This window comes from Marinilabilia salmonicolor (assembly GCF_003003035.1).
Taxonomy (GTDB): Bacteria; Bacteroidota; Bacteroidia; order Bacteroidales; family Marinilabiliaceae; genus Marinilabilia; species Marinilabilia salmonicolor_A.
On record NZ_PVTS01000003.1, the window covers coordinates 304,130 to 322,018 of the forward strand.

At 40.8% G+C, this 17,889-nt stretch carries 15 protein-coding genes; 6 read left to right on the plus strand and 9 right to left on the minus strand.

The window, feature by feature from the left end; genetic code table 11:
- Positions 1 to 14 precede the first annotated feature (14 nt).
- From atpG to BY457_RS04705, 9 genes are all read right to left on the minus strand, one after another.
- A complete protein-coding gene (gene atpG, locus BY457_RS04665) occupies positions 15 to 890 on the minus strand; it encodes an ATP synthase F1 subunit gamma (protein ID WP_106152145.1) in 876 nt (291 codons plus the stop codon).
- A gap of 7 nt (positions 891 to 897) precedes the next feature.
- A complete protein-coding gene (atpA, locus tag BY457_RS04670; RefSeq protein WP_106152146.1) occupies positions 898 to 2,487 on the minus strand; it encodes a F0F1 ATP synthase subunit alpha in 1,590 nt (529 codons plus the stop codon).
- 11 nt (positions 2,488 to 2,498) lie between these two features.
- Positions 2,499 to 3,035, minus strand: a complete 537-nt coding sequence (atpH, locus tag BY457_RS04675; RefSeq protein WP_106152147.1) for an ATP synthase F1 subunit delta — start codon at positions 3,033 to 3,035, stop codon at positions 2,499 to 2,501.
- 245 nt (positions 3,036 to 3,280) lie between these two features.
- A complete protein-coding gene (gene atpF / locus BY457_RS04680; RefSeq protein WP_106152148.1) occupies positions 3,281 to 3,775 on the minus strand; it encodes a F0F1 ATP synthase subunit B in 495 nt (164 codons plus the stop codon).
- Between the two features lie 199 nt (positions 3,776 to 3,974).
- Complete coding sequence (gene atpE / locus BY457_RS04685; RefSeq protein ID WP_106152149.1) at positions 3,975 to 4,184, minus strand: ATP synthase F0 subunit C; 210 nt, start codon at positions 4,182 to 4,184, stop codon at positions 3,975 to 3,977.
- An 18-nt stretch (positions 4,185 to 4,202) separates the two neighbouring features.
- Complete coding sequence (atpB, locus tag BY457_RS04690; protein ID WP_106152150.1) at positions 4,203 to 5,273, minus strand: F0F1 ATP synthase subunit A; 1,071 nt, start codon at positions 5,271 to 5,273, stop codon at positions 4,203 to 4,205.
- A gap of 312 nt (positions 5,274 to 5,585) precedes the next feature.
- Positions 5,586 to 5,972, minus strand: coding sequence for a hypothetical protein (locus BY457_RS04695; protein WP_106152151.1), 387 nt, complete (start codon positions 5,970 to 5,972; stop codon positions 5,586 to 5,588).
- Positions 5,973 to 5,978: 6 nt separating this feature from the next.
- The gene (locus BY457_RS04700) at positions 5,979 to 6,371 is read right to left on the minus strand and encodes a bactofilin family protein (RefSeq protein ID WP_106152152.1); all 393 of its coding nucleotides are present in this window, start codon (positions 6,369 to 6,371) and stop codon (positions 5,979 to 5,981) included.
- 300 nt (positions 6,372 to 6,671) lie between these two features.
- Positions 6,672 to 8,093 carry an adenylate/guanylate cyclase domain-containing protein gene (locus BY457_RS04705; protein WP_258176602.1) on the minus strand — a complete coding sequence of 474 codons (1,422 nt, stop codon included), beginning with the start codon at positions 8,091 to 8,093 and terminating at the stop codon, positions 6,672 to 6,674.
- 469 nt (positions 8,094 to 8,562) lie between these two features.
- Here BY457_RS04705 and BY457_RS04710 point away from each other — a divergent pair, with 469 nt between their 5' ends.
- The 6 genes from BY457_RS04710 (at position 8,563) to BY457_RS04735 (ending at position 17,783) form a co-directional block, all read left to right on the plus strand.
- The gene (locus tag BY457_RS04710) at positions 8,563 to 9,396 is read left to right on the plus strand and encodes a universal stress protein (protein ID WP_106152194.1); all 834 of its coding nucleotides are present in this window, start codon (positions 8,563 to 8,565) and stop codon (positions 9,394 to 9,396) included.
- A 360-nt stretch (positions 9,397 to 9,756) separates the two neighbouring features.
- A complete protein-coding gene (locus BY457_RS04715; RefSeq protein ID WP_106152154.1) occupies positions 9,757 to 10,344 on the plus strand; it encodes a non-canonical purine NTP diphosphatase in 588 nt (195 codons plus the stop codon).
- Positions 10,345 to 10,354: 10 nt separating this feature from the next.
- Complete coding sequence (gene porZ / locus BY457_RS04720) at positions 10,355 to 12,757, plus strand: type IX secretion system anionic LPS delivery protein PorZ (RefSeq protein WP_106152155.1); 2,403 nt, start codon at positions 10,355 to 10,357, stop codon at positions 12,755 to 12,757.
- A 24-nt stretch (positions 12,758 to 12,781) separates the two neighbouring features.
- Positions 12,782 to 15,520: a DUF3352 domain-containing protein gene (locus BY457_RS04725; RefSeq protein ID WP_258176603.1), complete on the plus strand. Its 2,739-nt coding sequence runs from the start codon at positions 12,782 to 12,784 to the stop codon at positions 15,518 to 15,520.
- A gap of 93 nt (positions 15,521 to 15,613) precedes the next feature.
- A complete protein-coding gene (locus tag BY457_RS04730) occupies positions 15,614 to 17,308 on the plus strand; it encodes a Na/Pi cotransporter family protein (RefSeq protein WP_106152157.1) in 1,695 nt (564 codons plus the stop codon).
- A gap of 124 nt (positions 17,309 to 17,432) precedes the next feature.
- Positions 17,433 to 17,783: a beta-sandwich domain-containing protein gene (locus tag BY457_RS04735; RefSeq protein ID WP_106152158.1), complete on the plus strand. Its 351-nt coding sequence runs from the start codon at positions 17,433 to 17,435 to the stop codon at positions 17,781 to 17,783.
- Positions 17,784 to 17,889 lie beyond the last annotated feature (106 nt).

The following is a 17,889-nucleotide window of genomic DNA, read 5'->3' on the forward strand; positions in this document are numbered from 1 at the left end:
GGAAAAAGCCACCCCTATTTCTTCAACGCTTCGGCCCCGGAAGTTATTTCGATAAGCTCATTGGTAATGGCCGTCTGGCGTGCTTTATTATACGATAATTGCAGGTCTTTAATCAAATCCGTAGCATTATCGGTGGCCTTATGCATAGAAGTCATACGTGCTCCGTGCTCCGAGGCAATAGAGTCCAAAACCACCTGATAAAACAAGGATCGCAACGTTTTTGGCATCAAATCATTGACAATCGTTTGCCGATCGGGTTCCAGAATATATTTCGAAATAGGCTTATCTCGTTTAACTTCGGGAATGGCAATGGGTAAAAATTGCTGTACCTGTACCTGCTGAACAGCCGCATTAATAAACTCATTATACACCACAATGGATCTTTTCAATATACCCAAGTCGTATTCATCCAGTAACTCTTCGGCAAGCATAGAAATCTTTTCAAACGATGGGTCCACCAATTGACCTTCCTCTCTAATGTGGGGAATAATATTTCTGGCCCGCAACATTTTCCAGGCCTGCTTTCCAAGCACCCGAATCTCCACATCTCCATTCTTGTATTCTTCGCGAAGATCAGTCTTCAGCAGGTTCTGTACTGCCTTTACCACATTGCTGTTAAAAGCACCGCACAATCCTCTGTTGGACGCGATAACCCACAACACCACTTTATCCCCTTTGCCAGGCATGGTGTAGTTAATTTTCACATCCTCACGGGCCGAAACCATATCATTAATAATCCCCAGAAGGTGCGAAGTATATGGTCTGATATGATCCACATCATCCTGTGCCTTCTTCAAACGGGCTGCAGAAACCATTTTCATGGCACTGGTAACCTGCCGGGTGGTTTTAATGGCCCCAATACGTGTGCGTATGTCTTTTAAATTTGCCATCTATAAATTAGTCTTCCTTATCTTCACTAAAATGAGCTGCCACATCAAGTGCTACTTTCTCAAGTTTCTTAGTAATCTCCTCATCCAGATTTCCTTTGAGGATACCCTTCAGAACCTCATTGTGTCGTACTTCCAGAGTTTCAATAAACTCACGCTCAAAATCTTTCACCTTATCCATGGGCACATCTTTCAATAACCCCTTGGTTCCGCAGTAGATAATGGCTACTTGCTGCTCCACTTTAACCGGTTTGTACTGAGCCTGCTTGAGCAACTCCACGTTTTTGCGCCCTTTGTCCAGGACAGCCATGGTAGCAGGATCCAAATCGGAACCAAATTTTGAAAAGGCTTCCAGTTCCCGATACTGAGCCTGATCAAGCTTCAATGTACCGGCTACTTTCTTCATCGGTTTAATCTGGGCATTTCCTCCAACTCTGGAAACTGAAATTCCCACATTAATTGCCGGACGCACCCCCGCATTAAACAAATTGTTTTCCAGGAATATCTGCCCGTCTGTAATAGAAATTACGTTTGTGGGTATATAAGCAGACACATCTCCTGCCTGGGTTTCAATAATTGGCAAAGCAGTAAGTGTCCCGCCCCCTTTTACCAGGTGCTTTATGGCTTCAGGTATGTCGTTCATTTGAGCCGCTACTTTATCAGACTCAATAATCTTGGCAGCACGCTCCAGCAATCTTGAATGCAAATAAAAGATATCACCAGGAAAAGCTTCACGTCCGGGTGGACGACGAAGAAGAAGCGAAACCTCGCGGTATGAAACCGACTGCTTGGACAAGTCATCATAAATAATCAGGGAATGCCTTCCAGTGTCGCGGAAAAACTCACCAATAGCTGTGCCGGCAAAAGGTGCATAAAATTGCATAGCTGCAGGCTCGGAAGCAGAAGCAGAAACCACAATGGTGTAATCCATGGCACCATGTTTCTGCAAAGTATTCACAATCTGTGCCACGGTAGAGCCTTTTTGCCCAATAGCTACGTAAATACAATAGACAGGATTTCCTGCTTCATAAAATGGTTTCTGATTGATGATGGTATCAATGGCAATTGCTGTCTTTCCTGTTTGGCGGTCGCCAATAATCAACTCACGTTGCCCACGACCGATGGGGGTCATGGCATCAATGGCTTTCAGTCCGGTTTGCAATGGTTCTTTTACCGGCTGACGATAGATTACCTGGGGTGCTTTTCGTTCAATGGGCATTTCAAACAAGTCACCCCCCAGAGAACCTTTCCCGTCGATGGGTTCACCAAGCGTGTTCAGCACTCTTCCCACCATACTGTCACCAACCTTGATGGAAGCAATACGTCCGGTACGCCGCACCACATCGCCTTCACTTACCAGATGAGAATCACCAAATAAAACGACTCCCACACTGTCAGCTTCCAGGTTCAGCACCACCCCCATACAATTATCAAACTCCACCAACTCATTGGATTGGGCATTGGATAAACCATATACCCGGGCAATGCCGTCACCCACCTGCAACACCGTACCTACCTCTTCAAGTTCTGTGGCAGATTGAAATCCTTCAATTTCTTTTTTTAATAGTTCGGATACTTCCGAAGGACGAATTTGTTCCATACCGGATATTTTTAACTCACTATTTTCTTTTTCAACATTTTTATCTGATGAGCAATGCTATTGTCAACAATCTTATCATCAACCAGCATGATAATTCCCCCGATAATTTCGGGTTTAACTTGAACAACCATCTCTATCGGACCATTGAATTCCCTCTCAAGAAAGCTTTGCAGCTCTTTCAAATAATCTTCCTCAAAAGCAACGGCAGTAATAATCTTCACGCTATGTATGCCTTTGTGCCGCTTATAAAGCTCTTTAAAAAACCTAAGTATATCAGGCAATAACGACTCCCTGTTTTTATCTACAACCATCTCCACAAAACGCATTACCAAAGGATGTAATTCCTTTGCCAAAACATTTCTAAGGGTTTCTTTTTTACGGGATGCCTTAATAACCGGGTTATTCATAAAAGCACAAAAATCCCTGACACTAAGACATTGCTCTTGTAAAACAGCCACGTCCTTTTCAAAACGGTCAAGATCATTCTTCTCTTTTCCGAGTTCAAAAAGTGCGGTTGCATATCTTACTGTTATGGGACCTCTGTTCATTCCGTTTTAATTCCTTTTCGTCAATGACTGTTTTCAAGATAAAACCAACGCCGTAATTGGCGTTTTCTTGCAAGCCCTAATTAGTGCCTGTACATAAACTCAGCAAAATTTGTTTTTTAGGCTGTGTCTGTTCAGAAGGTGCCAGTTAAAAGGCTTGCGAAGTCCGAAAATACGGAGTTTACTTATCGTAAATGAGTACTTTTCGGACAAGCGTAACGCAGTAAATGGTACTTTATGGACAGAAACTAATTAAAATTCATCTCGTTGAGATAAGCATTAATAACCTTCTTCTGCTTTTCCTCCCCTGATAACTCTTCCTTCAATATTTTCTCTGCTATCTCAACAGAGAGATTTCCGATGGTTTTCCTGATTTCGAGCATGGCATCTTTTCGTTGCATCTCAATATCACGACTTGCTTTTTCAAGCATCCGCTGTACCTCTTCCCGGGCTTCATTCCGGGCCTCCTCGATTATTTCACTCTTCACCTGACGAGCTTCTTTCAAAATTAAATCCCTCTCTTTTCGGGCTTCATCAATAACCTTTTTTCGTTGGTGCTCCATCTGTTCTGCCTCTTCCTTTGCCTTTTTGGCATCTTCAAGAGCAAAATGGATGGTTTCCTCACGAACCTTAAGGGCCCGCAGAATAGATGGCCATGCATACTTACGCAATATAACCAAAAGAATTACAAACGTCAGGGATGTCCAGAAAACCAATCCGGGACTGGGGGTCAATAGTTCCATAAATACATCTTTGGATTAAACCCAAGTGATAAAAGTTTCAATAGAACAAACTAAGATTTTTATTGAATTCTTTCTATTTCAAGAAATCTCTATACACATAGCCAAAGCTAGGCTGAAAAAGATTAACCAATAAAAAAGAGAAACATCGCAAAAATTAGTTCGGAATATTAAAATTCTTTACACTATTGATAAAAAACATTTAGTCAACCAACCAGGCAACTACAATAGCAAAAAGGGAAACACCTTCAATAAGTGCGGCTGCCACAATCATTGCAGTCTGAATCTTAGAACTCATTTCGGGCTGACGGCTCATCGATTCAATAGCCGATTGTCCAATTTTCCCGATACCAAGGCCTGCGCCTAAAACAATAATTCCCAATCCTACTGCAGTAAAAGACATAGCTTCCATATTATTTATTTTTATATGTTAATGTTCTGATTTCGTTGTACTCATTCCAATAAACAGTGCTGTAAGCAATGTGAAAATATACGCTTGCAAAACAGCGACCAGCAATTCAAGCAAAAACATCACTAAAGATAATAAAATTGATACCGGTGCAATGTATATGGATTTGATAATAAATATAATGGATATCAAACTCAAAATAATAATGTGTCCGGCTGTGATGTTGGCAAACAAACGAATCATCAAGGCAAAAGGCTTCGTAAAGATGCCTATAAACTCAAGAGGTACAAGCAATATTTTTATGGGGAAAGGCATTCCCGGAGCAAGAAAAATATGCTTCCAGTAATCCTTAACGGCAAAAACATTAATCACCAGAAAAGAAAAAACGGCCAGTGTTGCGGTGAAGCTGATGTTGCCTGACAAGTTACTGCCTCCAGGGAAAAAGGGGATAATACCGATCAAATTGTTTATCCAGATAAAAAAGAACATGGTAAGCAGAAACGGAACGAACTTATCGGCTTTATCCTTTGCAATCTGACTGCGGGCAATGTCGTCCCGGACAAACAAAATTAGTGGTTCTAAAACCGCTCTGAATCCACGCGCCGGAGCAATTCCGTGCCGGGCGTAAGCCTTCCCTGCCGAAAGAAACATCAAAAGCAAGAGCGCCATTGACAATATCATGCTGGCAACATTCTTGGTAATGGAAAAATCCAGTGGTGAAGCATTCCGAATGTTACCCTCCGCATCCATTTCCAATTCTCCCTCATCCCCGGTAATGTAAAACTGCTCTTCATGTAAAATCACATAATCATTCCCCAGTTGCTGTGGTTCCTGTTCATGATAAAAATGTCCGGAAGAAAAAAACCATAAGGAATTGTTGTGCCACAAGATAACGGGCAATGGAACATTGATATGAACTTCATGCCCACGACTATTGGTATAATCAACTACATGCCATTGATGAGCATCGCTGATGTGATCCATAATCAGACCAAAAGCATCCACCGGTTCATCCGGTGACTGAGGCTCTCCTGACGCCTGAGTACTGAAACTACCCAGTAAAAGAAAAAATATCAGTATAATTTTCTTCAAGACCTAAGACATTTTGAGAAAATAATTAAATGAAGTTTTACATACCATAGCGTATGAAAAACCGCATTCTTTGAGTTTATCCGGCAACCGGATAATTTTTCCTATCACTATACGAAGAGTTCCGGCCGGAAGTTTCAAACAAAAAAATATTCGTTCATCATCAAATGGTTAGACCAAATTTAAGAAAATAATATGAACCCGGTTGGTTGTATTTCCTGATATTTGAACAATTCATGAATTGAAGGCCGATGGAGCCAACTATCCAACTTAAGCAAGCTGATGATTGCAGAGCGAAAAATCAAGAAGTTATCGTCATTTCCGGGAAAAAAGCCATTTGATTTTCCATTTGGTATCCATTGCCAAAAGAATTAAGTAGGCTACAATTAATGGAATAACAAAAGCCTCAATGTGTTGGTGATCCTTTTCAAAGAAGAGAATGATTAACAATGGAATGAGAAGCATTTTAAGAAAGGAAATTCCCACATATATAAAACCGGTTGAATTAAACCAGTGTTTACGAACCTCTTTAAGGATATAGGTGCCAACCGGGAAAGAAGCAACAATAGCCAGGGCCAGATAAACCCATGATCCTGGCACATGATTGGTCTCAATAAAAACAATAAGGCCTGCTGCTCCTTTAATCAGCAGGCCATAGAAAATCTCCTTAAAAATTAATGCTTTATAGAGAATGGCACCCATAAAAACCTATTTTTTTACCTCTTTGGGAGGTGTCTGAACGGCGCCTCCTGCAGTTGTCTGATTCCCCATATTACAGGTTCCGGAGAAAATTGCACCCGGCTCAATATTCAGTTTGCCTGTTTTTATATCGCCATTAACCTTGGAACTGGCTTTAAGCGACAACAATTCACTAACGGTTATTTTTCCGTTAAGAGAACCGGCCACTTCAGCATTGCTGCAGAATACCTCACCCTTTATCAGGCCGTTGGATCCAATTACCACTTTTCCTTTGGAATTGATATTGCCCTCAATATTTCCATCAATCCGGATGTCACCATTGGTCTCAATGTCTCCGGTAATTTTCGTCCCCTGACCAATGATGTTTGGTAGTTTATTTTCGGGCTCAAAACTCTTTGCCATGATCTTTTATATTAATGATTAATAATTGGTTTATTCGTTGTTCTCAAATCCCGGAATTTCGGACATTGATTATTTCACATCAACACTTACTAACCCAAAAAAATTTCATCAACTCAAATCACTAAAATTAATGTTTTCCTTGCGGTCAGAATCTGTCTATTGCAAGGCAACCGGTGCCATAATCATTGTCTTCTTCTGCCTTCTGCTTAATTGTCTTCTGCCTGTAATCTATAAACTTCCACCCTCTTTTTGAAACAAAATACTGTTTCTTTAGAACAAAATTAACAAGATTATTGAAAATTAAGGTTTTTCACCGTCCAAATCCCTTAACCCCTTTAATTGTTTTTCCTTTTTTACCTGTCGGAGTTTTTTGGCGGTATTGGTATAATATTTATGTCCGGCAATAAAATTGATCTGCTTTTTATTCCAGTCTCCCTGCGAAAGGCTCCCGTTCAACTGCTGAACCTCATTGTAAAGATTGTTGGATACGGGTAGAAAATCTGATCTTCCCAAATAATCAAGGTCTGCATCTTTCAAAATGGCTTCCAAATGATTTCGAGGTTCAGCTTCCGGTCTGGTAACATTTATCAGTTGACAAACCTCTTCAATTTGCTCATCCGGAAAGTCATACAGTTGCATAACTTCACGTGCCAGATCTATACTGTAATCTTCGTGATGGTCTTTCTCAATCAGAAATCCGGTGTCGTGAAAAAGAGCTGCAGTTTTAAGCAACAACATCTCTTCTTCTCCAATACCTTCACCCCTCCCGATTATTTCCACCTGGGTCACAACATCCACGGTATGCTTCATATTGTGATAGGTGAGTTCCGATGGTAATTCATTCTCCAAACGATTCAATACCGCCTGTTCCATATCTGCAAACCGAATGTGCTGTAATCGTATTCGGAACAATTCATTGGGCTGTTTTCCTTCTCCATCGAGCGACAACTCAGGAAGTATCCCTTTCACAAAATACATATCTGTCTCCCCTTTATACTTCACGGGCATTTTGCCCCGATACTCTCCCACAAAAAATTCATTTACCAACTGCCAGGTTGTCCCCGAAATATTAATTTCTCCTGCGATTCCGGAAGACTCCATCCGGCTGGCAATATTCACTGTGTCACCCCAAATATCAAACGAAATTTTCTTTCGTCCAACCATGCCTGAAATTACCGGTCCGGTATGTACTCCAATCCTCAGTTCCCAATATTCCTTGTGCTCCAGCATTTTTACACGCCGCATTTCATTCATATAATTCTGCATCTCAATGGCTGCCAAAACAACCTCAATGGGATTGGTACTGTTTTTTACAGGCAAACCTCCTGCACACATGTAGGCATCCCCAATGGTTTTAATTTTTTCAATACCATATTTCTCAACAATGGCATCAAAATGAAGAAAAAACTGATCAAGCTCATCAATAAGCATCTCAGGATTCAATTGCTCCACAATCCTCGTAAATCCCTGAATATCGGCAAATAAAACCGTCACCTTCTGATACTTTCTTGATTTCTTCTTTGGCCCCTGATGTGTATAAACGATAGAATCGGAATCATATTGCCCCTGAATCCGATGTGCTTTCTCTTTGACCTTCATTGCCAGAGCTACACGCTCTGCTGTCAGAATCTCGACTCTGGCCTGAATATACCGGCGAATCCGGAAAACTAAAAATATAAGCAGCAAAGCCCCAAGCCCAACGGCAAACCAGGTATATGTCATTAAAAATAATACCATTTAATATTTTATTCAAATACGTGTATTAACCTTCATTTCAAAACAAAAAAGATAAGGGAAAGCCTGGCAAAAACAACGCCACGGGGTTAGAGTTATCTCCCACTCCCCTCTTCTAAGGGAGGACTAATGCAGTCAACGACGGATTCGGGACAAATATACTTTAACAATTTACATAAATTGGTATTCCAACAATGATCTTTGCTTTTAAGTTTTTAAACAGACTATACTTATACTCCTCCATAAAAAATCCTGTCGTCAAAAGATACAAAATACCATATTTTTTCCAAAAACAGGGAATAGTGAATTGTTCGGATTGATTCAGAATATAAAAAGTCTTCCAAAAAGGACCATTAATCTACACTTTCATGCTATTCAAAAAAAAGCTTGAAAATCTTTAATGTTTCCAAAAACAAAAACATTATCTTTAACCGTTGAATTTGAATCAAACCGACACATGGAAAGTTTAATGCACAGTATTCTGGTCCCTTACGACTTCACCGAAGTAACCTTTAATGCTGCGGCTCATGCTGTAAATCTTTCAAAAGTCCTGAATACCAATATCACCTTGTTGCATATTGTAAAAAAGGACACTGAAATACAGGAAGCTGAAAAAAAGTTAAAGGCGGATGCTTCCAAAGTCGAAAAAGAATTGGGTGTAAAACCTGAAATTCTTGTAAAAGAAGGAACAATCTTCAAAACCATCAACGAAGTCTCCGAAGAGCTGGAGAATGCTCTTGTTGTAATGGGAACCCATGGAATGAAAGGGATGCAGAAGCTGACCGGAAGTTGGGCCCTCAAAGTCATTGTCGGTTCCAGAGTTCCATTTTTGGTGGTTCAGGAACCTCCTCAAAAGAATGATTATACAAAAATTGTCTTTCCGGTTGATTTCAAGTCAGAAAATAAAGAAAAACTTCGGTGGGCAGAGTATATGTCACGGTTTTTCAAGACCAAAGTATTTCTGTTCTCCTCTACCGCCAAAGATGGTGCTGTAGATGGACGCACAAAAGCCAATGTGGTGTTTTGTAAGAATTTTCTGGAAGAAAAAAACATTGACTATGAACTGGTTTTGTCCAAACACAAAACTTCCTTTTCTCAGGAAACTGTTGAGTTTGCCAAAAACAATCAGGCCGATCTTATCATCATAATGACAACCAGGGATATTGCATTTCACGACTATGTTCTCGGTGCACAGGAGCAATACATCATTGCCAACAGTGCAAAGGTACCCGTTATGGTAATTAATCCACGTACCGACCTGATGAAGTATGGATATGGTGGCGGATTTTAATGCTCATAAAATATTAGTACCACAACAAGGCTGTCTCGCATCAAAAGGACAGCCTTTTTCATTAGGGTTATATTTGCTTACAAAGGTCTAATGGACCTCGCAATCCTTTCTTAAATGGACATTTGTGGCAAGTTTGAGGATTCAAAGTTCCATGCTCGTTTCATTCATCCGTATAAAATTAATTTTTCAAGGTCGAATGGAACTCGCATGTAAGGAATTTATACATTGTCTTTTGTGACACCCCTTGCCATGCTCGTTTCATTTATTCACAAATCAATAAACAGATTTTAAAGACCACCCCAACCTCTGCTTTTTTTTGTATTTTCGCACAAGAGAGTATTGAATCTATAAATCCGGATCATGGAACTTATTTTTGCCACAAATAATCAACACAAAGCACTGGAGATAAGCAGCATATTGGGTGGAAGCCTGGCAATCAAGTCTTTGGCTGATCTTGATTATACCGACGAAATTCCTGAAACCGGAGAAACCCTTGAAGAAAACGCTCTGCAAAAAGCCCGGTTTGTACACCGGCGTTGGGGTAAAAACTGCTTTGCGGATGATACCGGTCTGGAAGTTGATGCATTGAACGGAGCTCCCGGGGTATTTTCAGCACGTTATGCCGGTGAGGAAAAAGACAGTGCCGCCAACATCCGGAAATTATTGGAAGAATTACAGGACCAGGACAATCGTAAAGCAAGATTCAGAACCGTTATCGCCCTCATTATAGATGACCGCGAGATGCTTTTCGAAGGTATTGTGGAAGGTCAGATTCTTAAAACCCCCGAAGGAAGCGACGGATTTGGTTACGATCCAGTTTTTAAACCAGATGAAGCCAATCTGTCTTTCGCTCAGATGCCTCTGATTGAAAAAAACCTCATCAGCCACCGGGCAAGAGCCATGAATAAACTTACGGATTTTCTGAAGAAATACGCCAAAGACCTTTAATCGAAAGAAGATGAAGCAAATTTTTTATTTTTTGATTCTGAGTTTCTTGTTGGGATTGCCAACAAAGGCGGGGGGTGCTGAACAATGGAAAACCTACTACTCTTACAGGAACTGTTTTGATGTGGTTGAATCCTCTGAGTTTTTCATCGGTGCCACGCGATTGGGTCTCATTTATTTTCACAAGGAAACCTCTTCTGTAAGTATAAAAAATAAAAACAACGGACTTTCCGATTCAGGCATATCCGCTATAATGGCAAACCCCGGGAACAACACCGTTCTACTGGGTTATGAAAACGGGAATATGGACATCATCATGGACGGAAAAGTCTTCAACATCCCGGACCTGAAGATTGAAAATCTTTCAACAAGTAAGCAAATTAATCATTTTCTCTCCTACAACAACAGAGTTTTTGTTAGCACCGACTTTGGAATTCTGGAACTCGACATAGAGAAGAAAGAAATAGCCACGACGCTCATAATAGGAAGCGATGCCTCATTCCTCAAAGTATCAAAAACCGCTATCAAAGAAGACTCCATCATTGCTGCCACAGAAAAAGGATTGCTTGCTGCAAATATTAACTCGGATCAATTGGCTTTTTACCAGAATTGGAAACGGATCTCTCAATCGGAAAATTCTTTCTGTGACGTGGCATCTACCACAGATGCAATACTGGGAATTCGTGGTGAAAAAGGTGCTACCTGCAATCTGATTTCGTTTTCTTCAGCAGGACAAACCACAATTGGAAGTTTTGCACGATTTTACAACTTATTTGCTACCGAAGAAGAGACTTTTCTTGCATCCCGCGACAGAGTCACTGTTTTTAATGAATCTCTTGAGGTTACCACCCGCATTGACTCAATTGAAATTTCTCCGGGAGAATATCACCACCCCTCCTTTAAAAAAGCACTGAAAGGAAGTAATAATCAAATTTGGTTTGCTGATTGGGAAGGTGGGCTCTACTTTCAAAAAACGGGAACCCTGTACGAACAGTTATTGCCGGCAGGACCCGCAAGTAATAATATTTATGATGTTGTAAAAACAAAAGACGCACTCTGGACCGTTCCGGGAGGTTTTGGAGCCTTATTCGAAAATATCTGGCGGGCGCCGGAGGTTTCGGTACTAAACAACGATCAATGGACCATATTCAACCGGAGCAACACTGAGGTTTTTAAATCCTCAAACTCCAGAGATTTGATTAACATATCCGTAAATCCTGAAAACCACAACAACGTTTTTATCGCATCCTGGGGAAATGGTTTTTATGAATTCGACAAAAATGCAGATGGCACCTATTATCTGAAAAATCATTTTGTGGAAGACAACAGCGGACTGCACAATTTTCCAAGCACACCCATGGACAGATATACCCGCGTGTGGGCTATGGAGTTTGATAGAAACGGCAATATGTTTATTACCAACTCCGAGGTGGACGAACAGATTGTTGTTTACAACCCTGAAGATAATAAGTGGATTTATTACAACTATGGCACACTGGCCACTGACTGGAACAAAACTGCAGACATTTTAATCGACGATTACAATCAGAAATGGGTTTACGTTGTACACGGACCGGCAAGGGGACTATTTGTCTTTGACGATAACGGAACGCCAATGAATGAATCGGATGACCGATATCGGGGAGTCATTGACCCATCCGCCGATCCCGATCCCCGGAATGCAGGATTGATGGAGTTGTGGGACGAAAACGGAGAGTCACTTACCAACTATGTTTACTGCTTTGCCAAAGATAAAAACGGTTACATCTGGATTGGAACAGACCTCGGGGTGCTGGTTCAATATGATCCGGGAAACATCTTTAATAAAGAAAAACCCGTCTTTTCAAGAATTAAAGTTCCCCGAAATGACGGTACCGGACTGGCAGACTACCTGCTTGAAGGGCAGCGGGTAACCGCCATCGCTGTGGACGGGGCTAACCGCAAATACATCGGAACCGAAGGCACTGGTCTATACATCATTTCTGAAGATGGCCTAAAGACCGTAGAGCATTATACAAAAACCAACAGTCCTCTGCCTTCAGACAATATTTCAAATATCTATATTGATGAGGAAAGTGGTGAAGTTTTTATTGCCACCAACGAAGGACTTATCAGCTTATTGGGAGAGGCCACACAGGGAGAAAATAATTTCAGTAACGTATATGTTTATCCCAATCCGGTACGCCCGCACCATCAGGGTAACATCACAATCGCTGGATTGATGGACCGTACTACCGTTAAAATAACGGATACAGCCGGAAATCTGGTTTATGAAACCCTCTCGCTCGGTGGACAAGCCCTCTGGAACGGTCAAAACCTTCATGGCGAAAAAGTTAAACCGGGGATTTATATCGTATTTCTGAGTACACCCAATGGTTCTATGAGTGAGTTCACTAAAATTGCTTTTGTCAGATAATTGTAAAACACAAAAAACTAAATGATGTCGAAACGAAAACTGGGGATTTTTAGTGGAATTTTAGTTTTTGCAGCAATTATTGTTGCGGTATTTTGGAATTTATACAGACATCAATCTTACAACGAGGGTAACACTATTGATGCAGTGCCCGCAGATGCTGCTATTCTGATAAAAATTAATGATGTTGAATCTTTTACCAGCTATTTAATCAATAAAGTAGAATACAAAGAGGAACTTCTGGCTTTTGAAAGCCTTACCAAACTATATAGAATTCTGAACTACACCGATTCGGCAGCCTTTTTTTCTGAGAAGTCCGGGAAAGAGTTGTTAAACTCCCCGGTTTATATTTCTTTTAGTAAAATAGGAAAAGAAACCATCTCCCCGGTTTTTCACTTTTCTGTAGTGCACAAAAGCCACCAAAGCCAGTTAAAAAACTGGATGGATCAACGCCTTGAAGGAAAAAGAAACTATACCGGTTTTACCATCTATGAAGTTAAGCCTACCAGAGATTCTAAACATAATCTATTTGTCACATTTCAAAATGGAATACTTTCTGTCAGCCAATCGTCTTTATTAATTGAGGCATCTATCCGTCAACAACAATCAGGGATTTCACTCGCAGAGGACAAATCGTTCACCTCCCTTCAAAAAACCATCAGCAACAATGCCGACGGATCTGTTTTTATCAATTTTGACAACATTGAGGATTTTTCAGAGCCTTTTTTTGCACCGGGGAATGGTGATATTGCCTCATTTTTAACAAAAATTGCCCGGTGGAGTGCGCTTGATTTTCATATAAAAAAGGATGGGGTAATGGTCAACGGCTTTTTGAGTCCGGGGGCCGATCGTGATTTTATATCTTTATTTTCAGGAGTAGAACCTCGTCGTTCAACCCTTGATCAGATCCTCCCATCAGACACCAAAATTTTTACGGGATACAATTTTTCAGACAAGCAACAATTTCTCCTGAACTTCAAAAAACGCCTGTCAACATCCGATAACTCCAGTAAATTTCAATCATTGGATAAATCATTTGAAAACAAAACCGGCAAATCATATCTGGAATCATTTTTTGAAATTATAGATGGTGAAATGGCTTTTGCCTGTTCAAATTACAACGCCAGTAATCCGGATGAAGGACGTTTTATTGTTTTTCGTACCAGAGGACAATCAGCAACACTGCCGGTTCTTAAAACATTTCAGGATTTCCATAATATGTCATCACAACCGGTAAGAAAGTACTATGTGGATGAGTCAACCTCGTTCCCCATTTACCGTGGTTTCGAAGGAGAACTCAATACCCTTGTCTGGTCTGAACTATTTCCGGATTTGCCCATGAAGTATTTTTCCTTTTATCGCAATTACCTGGTTTTTGCGGAAAGTGAAAAGACACTGGAGTCGTTTCTTTACAATAACGTCCTCCACCGGACTCTGGAAAGTCATCCATACTACTCCTCTTTTGCAGAGAACTTTTCATATGAGGAAAACTTCCTGCTCTTTGCAGAAATTCCGCATTTATACTCGTTTATCGGCAAAAATCTGAACCCATCCAGATTTCATCCAACAAATGAACAACAAAAGGTTCTTTTCAATTTTTACGCCTCAGGCATCCAGCTTTCCAACAATAGTGGCCTGAGTTATACCACGATGTTTGCCAAACATGCTCCCCACAGAGATAAGGAGCCCCGAACCATATGGCAAAGCCGCATCGACTCAATGGTCTCCATTAAACCGGCTTTGGTGGACAATCATTACACACAGGAAAAAGAAATTATGGTACAGGATGCCTCCAACAACCTGTATCTTATCAACAATATGGGCCGTGTTCTCTGGAAAAAACCACTGGATGGCCCAATTCTCAGCGAGATTTACCAAATTGATTATTATCGGAACAATAAGCTGCAATACCTTTTTAACACACCCGACAAGCTCTATTTGCTTGATCGCAATGGAAATCATGTGGCCAAATATCCATTTACACTTCCGGCCGAAGCTTCTTGTGGCCTGTCGGTTTTTGATTACGACAACAACCGCGATTACCGGGTGTTTTTACCTTTAAATGACCGAAAAGTTTATCTATTTGACAAAACAGGAGCCCGTGTTTCGGGATGGAACATCCCACAAACAGAAGGAGTCGTAAATCAGCCGGTACAATTTTACCGAAGCAGTGGTAAGGATTACATCATTTTCAGCGACAATTACCGCAATTACATCATGGATCGAAGAGGGAACCACCGCGTAACCCCTCAAAAAAGTTTTGTCCGGAACCATCAAAGTCCTTTTTATCTGGAATATCCCGACTCTGAAAATACAGCGCTTGTCACCACCACTTCTGATGGTAGTCTGGCAAAAATATTTTTACCATCAGGAAAAACAGTGATCAACAAAGCAACCCAAACAGATGTCACCAATCATTCACTGGTCTTACTGCACCAAAACAACCCAAAGTATGTATTCATTAGACCAGCCCAGTTAACCATTTACAACGCTGCAATGAAAGTAAGTGCAGAATCAAAAACCGACAAAGAAATTCAAATAACCGGAGATGTATATAAATTTTCGGCATCTGATCATAAAATAGGCCTGATAAGTAAAGATGCTTCCCAAATATATTTATTCAACAGCGACGGAACCCTGTACAAAGGTTTCCCGTTAAAAGGAACATCGAGGTTTTCCATCGGATTCCTCAAATCGTCAGCTTACCGGTTTAATTTAATTACCGGAGGTGAGAACAATTACATTTACAATTACAGGGTAGAATAATCGTATCCTTCAGATTTTTATATATTTTTGCCCTACCCATGTACCCGAAAATGAGTACAAAGCCAAAAATGAAATCTATTACAAATAAAGATAATGCAGTATTCTTTTTTTGATTTTCTCTCACTGGTCGGCTCCCTCGGAATGTTCCTATATGGAATGAAAATGATGAGTGAAGCCCTTCAAAAAGTTGCCGGAAACAAAATGAGGGCCATTCTGTCGGCCATGACGTCCAACCGGGTACTGGGTATTCTTACAGGATTTCTGGTTACCGCCATGGTGCAGTCTTCCTCGGCCACCACAGTAATGATTGTGAGTTTTGTAAACGCAGGATTGATTACATTGAAAGAATCCATCGGTGTTATAATGGGGGCCAATATCGGAACTACAGTTACCGGCTGGATTATAACCCTGTTTGGTTTCAAAGTAAAGATCAGTGCTTACTCTCTTCCTCTCATCGGACTGGGACTACCATTTATCTTTTCCAAATCCGGAACGCGCCGCTCCTATGGAGAGTTACTAATCGGATTTGCCCTGATTTTCATGGGTTTGGAATATTTAAAAGAATCTGTTCCAAACATTCAGGAGAACCCTGAAATACTGAGTTTCCTCCACAAATACACCGACAGTGGCTTCTTTACCACCCTTTTATTCCTTGGTATAGGAACCCTGTTAACAGTCATTGTTCAATCCTCATCGGCAACCATGGCTCTAACCTTCGTCATGTGCAACGAAGGGTGGATCGAATTCAGTCAGGCTGCTGCCATGGTGCTGGGAGAAAATATAGGAACAACCATTACTGCCAATATAGCCTCATCGGTGGGTAACATCAGTGCCAAACGAGCGGCACGTGTTCATCTTATTTTCAATATGCTGGGTGTGGTATGGATGCTTTCACTTTTCAACAGCTACACCGGATTGATTGATACCATTATTACCCGTAACGGGGGAGCATCTCCAAATGAAAATCCTGCTGCTATTCCGGTAGCACTCTCCATTTTCCATACTTCGTTCAACATCATAAATGTTCTCATTTTTGTGTGGTTTACCCCTCTGATACAAAAGGTGGTGGAATATATGGTACCCAACCGAACCAAAGATTCGGATGAAGAGTTCAGGCTGAAGTACATTACGACCGGAATGCTCTCCACCTCTGAATTATCTATTCTTCAAGCCAAGAAAGAAGTGCAGTTTTATGCCAAACACACCACTAAAATGTTTGGTTTTGTGCGGAAAATGATGCAGGAGGAAAAAGACAAGAAATTCAACAAACTCTTCTCAAAAGTCCAGAAATACGAAGGAATAAGTGACAATGTTGAGGTGGAAATAACCAACTACCTTACGCAGGTTTCGCAATACAAACTCAGTGAGTTGGGACGCAAACGCCTGCGTGCCATGCTGAAACTGGCAGGTGACCTGGAGAGTGTGGCCGATTGTAATTTCAACCTGGCCCGTTCGGTAAACCGTATGAGAGAGAAAAATGTAAAGCTGAAAAAATCAGCCATGGAAAAACTGGAACTCATGTTTAACCTGGCGGAAGAAGCACTCTCTGTAATGCGCGAGAATCTTCAACAGGATGAACTGGTCGTTTCATTAACAAAAGCCAGGTTGCTCGAAGATCAGATTAACAATTACAGAAATCAGCTTAAAAGCGAGCATTTGGACAATCTGGCCAACAATGTATATTCCTATGAAGCCGGAATCATTTTTAATGACCTTTTCTCGGAATGTGAGAAACTTGCCGATTATGTCATAAATGTTTCCGAAGCTTTGGAAGAGGTTGGTATGTAAAATATCGTCCCAAACAAATTCTTAAATGTCTGATAATTCAGGCTTAATATTGTCATAACATAACACCCTTAGATTTGTACCATCAATAATAAAGAAAGAAAGTACAAACAAAAACATAAGTGTTATGAAAACATTCGTATTAAGCATTGCATTGGTGACATTTTCATTTATCAACACCTTTGCAGGTACCGAAAACCCGGGAGAACCTGCAGCAGTAAACACCTGTATATCAGGAATCATAATTGATCAGAATACAGGAGAGGCTTTAACCGGAGTGGAAGTTAAACTCAATGGCTCAGAGACCAAAACCTATACCGACTTTGACGGTAAATTTGTTTTCAATCAGGTAAAACCCGGTAAATACTCAGTGGAAGCCAACATTATTTCTTACCAACCGATTGTAAGATCTGTAAGTGTTAACCCCAATGAGTTACACGCACTCAACCTGCAACTGAACAACGTAGGAGAAGAATAAAAGGTATCCGGAAAAAATTGATTCTCAGGGAAGACTGATGGCAGCTCTTCCCTTTTTTTCTGAAAAAATGTTCAAATGTTGCCCAAATGTAACTTTAATGTTAATT

Excerpts from the sequence above, each read along its gene's own strand:
- BY457_RS04705 (WP_258176602.1), bottom strand. The coding sequence starts at position 8,093 with ATGACATATACCTGGTTTGCCGTTGGGCTTGGGGCTTTGCTGCTTATA.
- atpE (WP_106152149.1), bottom strand. The coding sequence starts at position 4,184 with ATGGAAGCTATGTCTTTTACTGCAGTAGGATTGGGAATTATTGTTTTA.
- BY457_RS04735 (WP_106152158.1), top strand. The coding sequence starts at position 17,433 with ATGAAAACATTCGTATTAAGCATTGCATTGGTGACATTTTCATTTATC.
- atpA (WP_106152146.1), bottom strand. The coding sequence starts at position 2,487 with ATGGAACAAATTCGTCCTTCGGAAGTATCCGAACTATTAAAAAAAGAA.
- BY457_RS04710 (WP_106152194.1), top strand. The coding sequence starts at position 8,563 with ATGGAAAGTTTAATGCACAGTATTCTGGTCCCTTACGACTTCACCGAA.
- atpF (WP_106152148.1), bottom strand. The coding sequence starts at position 3,775 with ATGGAACTATTGACCCCCAGTCCCGGATTGGTTTTCTGGACATCCCTG.
- atpG (WP_106152145.1), bottom strand. The coding sequence starts at position 890 with ATGGCAAATTTAAAAGACATACGCACACGTATTGGGGCCATTAAAACC.
- porZ (WP_106152155.1), top strand. The coding sequence starts at position 10,355 with ATGAAGCAAATTTTTTATTTTTTGATTCTGAGTTTCTTGTTGGGATTG.
- BY457_RS04695 (WP_106152151.1), bottom strand. The coding sequence starts at position 5,972 with ATGGGTGCCATTCTCTATAAAGCATTAATTTTTAAGGAGATTTTCTAT.
- atpH (WP_106152147.1), bottom strand. The coding sequence starts at position 3,035 with ATGAACAGAGGTCCCATAACAGTAAGATATGCAACCGCACTTTTTGAA.
- BY457_RS04730 (WP_106152157.1), top strand. The coding sequence starts at position 15,614 with ATGCAGTATTCTTTTTTTGATTTTCTCTCACTGGTCGGCTCCCTCGGA.
- BY457_RS04725 (WP_258176603.1), top strand. The coding sequence starts at position 12,782 with ATGTCGAAACGAAAACTGGGGATTTTTAGTGGAATTTTAGTTTTTGCA.
- BY457_RS04700 (WP_106152152.1), bottom strand. The coding sequence starts at position 6,371 with ATGGCAAAGAGTTTTGAGCCCGAAAATAAACTACCAAACATCATTGGT.
- BY457_RS04715 (WP_106152154.1), top strand. The coding sequence starts at position 9,757 with ATGGAACTTATTTTTGCCACAAATAATCAACACAAAGCACTGGAGATA.